The organism is Rhodoferax sp. (assembly GCF_028689305.1).
In the GTDB taxonomy this organism is placed as follows: domain Bacteria; phylum Pseudomonadota; class Gammaproteobacteria; order Burkholderiales; family Burkholderiaceae_C; genus Rhodoferax.
The window spans coordinates 4,178-10,570 of sequence record NZ_JAQTWM010000105.1 but is presented as its reverse complement, the minus strand read 5'-3'; the positions used below and the strand labels follow the sequence as shown (position 1 = coordinate 10,570).

Annotated in this window: 9 protein-coding genes; 6 read left to right on the top strand and 3 right to left on the bottom strand. The window is 59.4% G+C overall.

The features are described 5' to 3' along the window. Positions 1 to 257 precede the first annotated feature (257 nt). From PHW99_RS16250 to PHW99_RS16240, 3 genes are read left to right on the top strand one after another with little or no spacing between them, the layout of a single operon-like run. Positions 258 to 1,040, top strand: coding sequence for an SDR family oxidoreductase (locus PHW99_RS16250; RefSeq protein WP_300179968.1), 783 nt, complete (start codon positions 258 to 260; stop codon positions 1,038 to 1,040). Between the two features lie 10 nt (positions 1,041 to 1,050). Beyond that, a complete protein-coding gene (locus PHW99_RS16245) occupies positions 1,051 to 1,965 on the top strand; it encodes a DMT family transporter (protein ID WP_300179965.1) in 915 nt (304 codons plus the stop codon). Positions 1,966 to 2,013: 48 nt separating this feature from the next. Further along, positions 2,014 to 2,433: an acyl-CoA thioesterase gene (locus PHW99_RS16240; protein ID WP_300179961.1), complete on the top strand. Its 420-nt coding sequence runs from the start codon at positions 2,014 to 2,016 to the stop codon at positions 2,431 to 2,433. Between the two features lie 6 nt (positions 2,434 to 2,439). On the opposite strand, the gene PHW99_RS16235 is transcribed toward PHW99_RS16240, so the two are convergent. Together PHW99_RS16235 and PHW99_RS16230 are read right to left on the bottom strand one after the other, a co-directional pair. After that, entirely contained in the window at positions 2,440 to 2,751 is a 312-nt protein-coding gene (locus tag PHW99_RS16235) for a DUF2934 domain-containing protein (protein ID WP_300179958.1), read from the bottom strand. A gap of 123 nt (positions 2,752 to 2,874) precedes the next feature. Continuing rightward, a complete protein-coding gene (locus PHW99_RS16230) occupies positions 2,875 to 3,438 on the bottom strand; it encodes a LuxR C-terminal-related transcriptional regulator (protein WP_300179956.1) in 564 nt (187 codons plus the stop codon). 85 nt (positions 3,439 to 3,523) lie between these two features. Between PHW99_RS16230 and PHW99_RS16225 the strand changes: the two genes are divergently transcribed. The 3 genes from PHW99_RS16225 to PHW99_RS16215 all read left to right on the top strand — a co-directional run bounded on the left by PHW99_RS16225 (position 3,524) and on the right by PHW99_RS16215 (position 5,308). Then, positions 3,524 to 4,231 carry a CoA transferase subunit A gene (locus PHW99_RS16225; protein ID WP_300179953.1) on the top strand — a complete coding sequence of 236 codons (708 nt, stop codon included), beginning with the start codon at positions 3,524 to 3,526 and terminating at the stop codon, positions 4,229 to 4,231. 2 nt (positions 4,232 to 4,233) lie between these two features. Further along, on the top strand, positions 4,234 to 4,872 hold the full coding sequence (locus PHW99_RS16220; RefSeq protein WP_300179950.1) for a 3-oxoacid CoA-transferase subunit B: 639 nt from the start codon (positions 4,234 to 4,236) through the stop codon (positions 4,870 to 4,872). A 121-nt stretch (positions 4,873 to 4,993) separates the two neighbouring features. Further along, on the top strand, positions 4,994 to 5,308 hold the full coding sequence (locus tag PHW99_RS16215; RefSeq protein WP_300179947.1) for a multidrug efflux SMR transporter: 315 nt from the start codon (positions 4,994 to 4,996) through the stop codon (positions 5,306 to 5,308). 20 nt (positions 5,309 to 5,328) lie between these two features. Here the strand turns inward: PHW99_RS16215 and PHW99_RS16210 are convergent. Then, positions 5,329 to 6,393 (bottom strand): KUP/HAK/KT family potassium transporter (locus PHW99_RS16210; RefSeq protein WP_300179944.1); only part of this gene is annotated, 1,065 nt, incomplete at its 5' end.

Genomic DNA, 6,393 nt, shown 5'->3' with positions numbered 1-6,393 from the left:
TGCGGCCAGTTGTTTGAGCCGGATGGCACTGGCCAGGCCGGCGGGGCCGCCGCCAACGATCACGACGTCGTAGTCCATGGTTTCACGGGGGCCAAATTGGGTCAGGATGTCCTGAGGGGTCATGGTGCGTCTCGCTTGATAATGAATGGGGTAGGGCGCTTGAACCGATGGCGCCGATTGTCTGGGATAAAAACCAATTTTAGGGTTCGTTTTACACATAATAGAACGATCGTTCTATTTACACAGGAGAGTCAAACATGGCATACAGCATGGATTTATCGGGGCGGGTGGCTTTGATCACCGGCGCTTCCAGCGGTTTGGGGGCGCAGTTTGCGCGCACCCTGTCAGCTGCCGGTGCCGCTGTGGTGTTGGCCAGTCGGCGCGTTGAGAAACTCAAGGAGTTGCGGGCCCAGATTGATGGTGAAGGCGGCGACGCCCACGTGATTGAACTGGACGTGACTGACCACGATTCCATCAAGTCCGCCGTGGCCCATGCCGAGACCGAGGTCGGCTCGATCGACATTCTGGTCAACAACTCGGGTGTCAGTACCACCCAGCGTCTACAGGATGTGTCCGAACATGACTATGACTTCATGTTTGGCACCAACGTCAAGGGTGCTTTTTTTGTGGCCCAGGAGGTCGGTAAACGCATGCTGGCGCGGGCTCAGGGGGCGGCACCTGGCAGTTTCACGGGTGGACGCATCATCAACGTGGCTTCCATGGCCGGTCTGCGGGTGATCCCCAAGATCGGGGTGTATTGCATGAGCAAGGCCGCGGTGGTCCAGATGACCCGGGCCATGGCCTTGGAGTGGGGCAAGTTTGGCATCAACGTCAATGCGATCTGCCCCGGTTATATCGATACCGAGATCAATCACCAGCACTGGCAGACTGAAGCCGGCCAGAAGCTGATGCAGATGTTGCCGCGCAAGCGGGTCGGCCAGCCGCAGGATCTGGATGCGCTGCTGGTGATGTTGTGTTCGGACCAGAGCCACTTTATCAACGGTGCGGTGATTTCTGCGGACGACGGCTTCGGGGTTTAATGTGACGGTGGTGGATCACCGTCTGTCCTGGTCGGGCATTGCTGCCGGACTTGGCGCTGGCGCCTTGTGGGGCCTGGTGTTTGTGGTGCCGCGCATGACGCCTGGCCTGTCATCGGTGGACCTGACGGCAGGGCGTTTTGTCAGTTACGGGGTCATGGCTGCGCTGGTGATGGCTCTGGGCTGGCGCTCCCACACCTGGCCGACCTGGCGTCAGGCCGCTACCGCGCTGGGCATGAGTTTGCTGGGGGCCACCGGTTATTACCTGTTGCTGGCGCAGGCCATTGGGGCGGCTGGCGCGGCCGTGCCCTCGCTCATCATTGGCACGATTCCGATCTGGGTCATGTTGCTGGGTAAGCCGCAGGGCCTGACGTGGTCGTCATTGGCACCTGGGCTGGTGTTGACGGCCGCCGGTCTGGCGCTGATGATGCAGGCCTCGCTGGCCAATGCCGGGCAGTTGCCGTTGGCTGGCAGGAACTTCTGGTGGGGGGTGGTGCTGGCGATGGCGGCCATGGCCAGCTGGACCGGTTTTGCGCTGCTCAACGCGGCCTGGCTCAAGCGTCATCCAGAGGTCAGTGCCACCGAATGGGCCAACTGGCTGGGCATTGCCACGGGTGTCGGGGCGCTGTTGCTGTGGTTACTCGCGGGTTCAGAGCCAAAAACACTTCTAGCCCAGGAAAATAAAGCCTTGGCTGCTATTGCATGTATAGCAACAGGGATTGGTTCAGGTTGGGCTGCCAGTATTCTCTGGAACAAGGCGAGCCAACGCCTGAGTGTCAGCCTGTGTGGTCAGCTGATTGTGAGTGAAACCCTGTTTGCCTTGTTTTACTCGTTTGTTTGGGACGGGGCCTGGCCCGACGCCTCGCAGTGGCTGGCGGCGGTGTTGTTCACCTTGGGAATCGTGGCCTCCATCCGGGCGCATCGCTGACATTCGAATCAAACAGGACCAGACAACCAACATGCGCAGGAGGTGTACGTGAAACTGGAAGTTCCCGAGCAGAAAAAATTGGTGTTTGAACTGACGATGCCCATTCGCTGGGGCGACATGGATGCCATGGGGCATGTCAATAACACCACGTACTTTCGCTACATGGAGACGATCCGGATTGACTGGATGCGTGCAGTGGGTGCCATGCCCAACCCGCTGGGCGAGGGTCCGGTGATCGTCAACGCCTTCTGCAATTTTTACAAACAACTCGAATACCCGGGTGAGGTGCTGGCCAGGATGTACACCAGTGACCCGGGGCGGACCACGTTTGAAACCTGGACCACCATGGAAATGGCTGACCAGCCGGGCGTGATTTATGCCGCCGGTGGTGCCACTGCCATCTGGGTGGATTTCCCCAAGCAGAAAGCCATCGAGTTGCCGCAGTGGATGCGCGAGGTGGTCAGTTAACCTGGCTCAGACCGCAAAATGGCCGCTGGCAATCAGTCGGTCAACTTCTGCCTCGGCCGCCAGCCAATCATCGACCGGGTTGCCCAGCGTGAAACCGCGTCGCTCGGCAATGTAGAAGGCGGCGACCGATACATAGTGGTTGCGCTGTTCCGTGCTGAGAACAGGCGTTGGTGCTGTGGATGCCTTGAGCTTGGTTCTGGCGGCGCTCACCCGCTTGACTGCTGGTTTGGGGGATGCCACCGTTTTGGTCGCTGCGGTTTTCTTCGGCGCAGGCTTGCTGGTGGTGGCGGCGCTGGACTTCTTGGGTGTTGTGACCATGGTGACCTCCTTGCAATTGATGTGGGCCGACGGCAGGCCAACCCACGCCGATTCTGATACAGCTCTGTCAGGAAGGCCAGCAAAACCTGTGTTTTGGATGCAATCATCGGGGTGGGCACGGTGTCATGACCGTTGGCCAGCCAGCAGTTTGTGCACCAGATCACCGGTGTTGGTGGCCTGGTATTTGCGCATCAATGTGGCGCGGTAAATCTCCACAGTACGGTGGCTGATGTTCAGCGCCCGGCCAATTTCCTTGCTGGTCAGGCCATCCATCAGGTGGGCGGCGACCTCCCGCTCGCGGGCGGTCAACTCGGCCAGCACTTGGCGGCTGGCGCTCAGGTCTTCAAAAGTCCAGATACCGGCCTCGTGTGGCGCTTGCGGGTTGAGTGCCCGACCCGTCACGTGGCACCAGAAAGTTTCACCCTTGAAGCGCCCATCCACACGTTTCATGATGCGGTCATCGGCGTAGGTACCCTGCCGGTTCAGGATGGGGGCAATACGCTGGCCGGTGCGTTCAAACTCCTGCGCACTTGGGTAGAGCACCTGGAACGACTGGCCCACCAGCTGTTCGCGCGTGGTGCCAAACATCTCGCAGAGATGACGGTTGCAGTCGACCATGGTGCGGTTGCGTGACAGTGCCAGGCCCACGGGCGCCATCTCGAAGGCCAGACGATAGTCGATGTCCATGACTTAGGGTTTGTCCTTTACGAAAAACTACGTAGTTGGCTAGGTAGTATGCTAGCGCCAGTTTCGACTATCAGGAGAATTCGGCGTGAACAAGATTTACCCTTCGGCAGCGGCTGCGCTGCAAGGCATTGTCAGGGACGGGCAACTGCTCGCGGTGGGCGGTTTTGGCCTGTGTGGCATCCCTGAGGCACTGATTGACGCGCTGCGCGACAGCCGGGTGCAGGACCTGACGGTGGTTTCCAACAATGCCGGCGTGGACGGCTTCGGCCTGGGCAAGTTGCTGGAAACCCGCCAGATCAAAAAGATGATCTCCAGCTACGTGGGTGAAAACAAGGAATTCGAGCGCCAGTATCTGGCCGGTGAACTGCAACTGGAATTCACCCCGCAGGGCACGCTGGCCGAGCGGCTGCGCGCCGGTGGCGCCGGTATCCCGGCGTTTTATGTGCGCACCGGTGTCGGAACGGCGGTCGCCGAGGGCAAGGAGAACCGTGTGTTTGATGGCCGTGCCTACATCCTGGAACACGCGCTGGTGCCGGATGTCTCGCTGGTCAAGGCCTGGAAGGCCGACAAGAGTGGCAACCTGCTGTTTCGGCGTACCGCACGCAACTTCAACCCGGCGGTGGCCATGGCCGGCAAGATCACCGTGGTCGAAGTGGAAGAAATTGTCGAAACCGGTACGTTCGACCCGGATTCGGTCCACTTGCCTGGCATTTATGTCAATCGCATCGTGCTCAATGCCACGCCCGAGAAGCGCATTGAAAAGCGCACCGTTACCCAGAAAGCAGGAGTTTGATCATGGCCTGGACACACGACCAGATGGCGGCCATTGCGGCCAAGGAATTGCAGGACGGCTTTTACGTCAACCTGGGCATCGGTTTGCCCACGCTGGTGGCCAACTTTGTGTCGCCCGACATCGAAGTCTGGCTGCAAAGTGAAAATGGCATGCTGGGCATTGGCCCGTTTCCCACCGAGGATGAGGTGGACGCCGACCTGATCAATGCTGGTAAACAAACCGTGACGACCATACCCGGCTCCAGCATTTTCGGCAGCCACGACAGCTTTGCCATGATTCGCGGTGGCAAGATCAACTTGAGCATTCTGGGGGCCATGCAGGTCAGTGACAAGGGTGACCTGGCGAACTGGATGATTCCGGGCAAAATGGTCAAGGGCATGGGCGGTGCCATGGACCTGGTGGGCGGCGTGAAAAGCGTTGTGGTGTTGATGGAACACGTGGCCAAGAAAAAAGATGGCACGATTGACCTGAAGATCCTGCCTGAGTGCACTTTGCCGCTGACTGGGGTCGGGGTGGTTGACCGCATCATCACCGACCTGGCAGTGATGGATGTCACGCCGCATGGACTCAAGGTGGTGCAACTGGCCCCGGGTGTGACCATGGAAGAGTTGCAGAGCAAAACCGGCGTGCCGTTACACTGATTTCAGACGAACCCACCGCCAACGGCCTAGCCTGCTGATGTGGGTTCAGGCCGTTTTTAATGGATGACCGCCTGCGCGGTCCCATGCAAGGTTGGGGCAGGCCTGGCCTATTGAGGGACTTATGCAGTGGATTTATCTGGCGATTGCGATTGTCTCGGAGGTAATTGCTACCTCCGCGCTGAAGGCTTCGGATGGCTTTACCAAGCTGGTGCCATCCCTGGTGGTGGTGGCGGGGTACGTGGTGGCGTTTTATTGCCTGTCACTCACCTTGCGCAGCATTGCGATGGGGATTGTGTATGCCATCTGGTCCGGCGTAGGCATTGTGTTGATTTCAGTGGTGGGCTGGCTGGTGTTTGGTCAGACTCTGAGCTGGGCTGCCATGCTGGGCATGGCCTTCATCACCGTGGGGGTGGTGATACTGAATGTTGTTGCCTGACCGCAATGCCGGACACATGCTCAGATCTGTACCCTGGTTCCCAGCTCAATCACGCAGTTGTTGGGCAGCCGGAAAAAGTCGGCCACACTGCCTGCGTTGCGCGACATGAGGGCAAACAGGGCTTCACGCCAGGGGGGCATGCCCGTGCCTTTGGTGGGAACCACAATCTCCCGGCTCAGAAAGTAAGAGGTTTCAAACAGATTCAGAGCCAGGCCCTGGCTCTGGCATAACTCCAGCGCCTTGGGAATGTCAGGTGCATTCTTGAATCCGTAGTTGATCTGCACACGCCAAAACCCCGGCGCCAGGGCCTGCACCTCCACGCGCTGGGCGTAGGCAATCCAGGGCACCTCATGGAAAACGACGGTGAGGATCAGGTTGCGTTCGTGCAAAACCTGGTTGTGTTTGAGGTTGTGCATCAACGCCTGTGGAACGGTGGCCGGGTTGGCCACCGGGTAAACCGCAGTGCGTGGGACCCGATGCACGTCTGCCGCAGACAGTGTCGTGATGAAAGGCAGCAGGCTTGGGTCGTCGCGTCGAATCGTTTCAATCAGCAGTTCGCGCCCGCGCCGCCAGGTGGCCATGACGGTGAAGATGGCTGCGCCCAGCACCAGCGGAAACCAGCCACCTTGCAGGAACTTGATGGCGCATGACGCAACCAGCAACAGGTCCAGGATCAGAAACGTGCAAGTTGCACCTGCGGCCAGGAGCAGGGAATAACGCCAGCCATACCGGATGACAAAAAAGGTCAGAGCCGTGGTGATCAGCATGGTGACGGTAACAGCGATGCCGTAGGCTGAGGCCATGGCAGAACTGCTGCCAAAGCCGAAGACCACCAGCAACACCGCCCCAAGCAAGAGCCAGTTGACGCTGGGCAGGTAGATTTGCCCCGCTTCCCTGGTCGAGGTGTAGAACACCTGCATGCGCGGCAACAAACCCAGCTGCACTGCCTGCTTTGTCAGGGAGTAGGCGCCAGAAATGACGGCTTGGGAGGCGATCACCGTGGCCAGTGTGGCCAGTATGACCGCCGGTATCAGCCAGCTGGCCGGAAACATCCGGTAGAACGGGTTTTCCAGCGCGCTGGGGTC

Bases quoted from the DNA above. Each gene is read 5' to 3' on its own strand.
- PHW99_RS16230 (WP_300179956.1), bottom strand. From the start codon at position 3,438: ATGGACATCGACTATCGTCTGGCCTTCGAGATGGCGCCCGTGGGCCTG.
- PHW99_RS16220 (WP_300179950.1), top strand. From the start codon at position 4,234: ATGGCCTGGACACACGACCAGATGGCGGCCATTGCGGCCAAGGAATTG.
- PHW99_RS16235 (WP_300179958.1), bottom strand. From the start codon at position 2,751: ATGGTCACAACACCCAAGAAGTCCAGCGCCGCCACCACCAGCAAGCCT.
- PHW99_RS16250 (WP_300179968.1), top strand. From the start codon at position 258: ATGGCATACAGCATGGATTTATCGGGGCGGGTGGCTTTGATCACCGGC.
- PHW99_RS16215 (WP_300179947.1), top strand. From the start codon at position 4,994: ATGCAGTGGATTTATCTGGCGATTGCGATTGTCTCGGAGGTAATTGCT.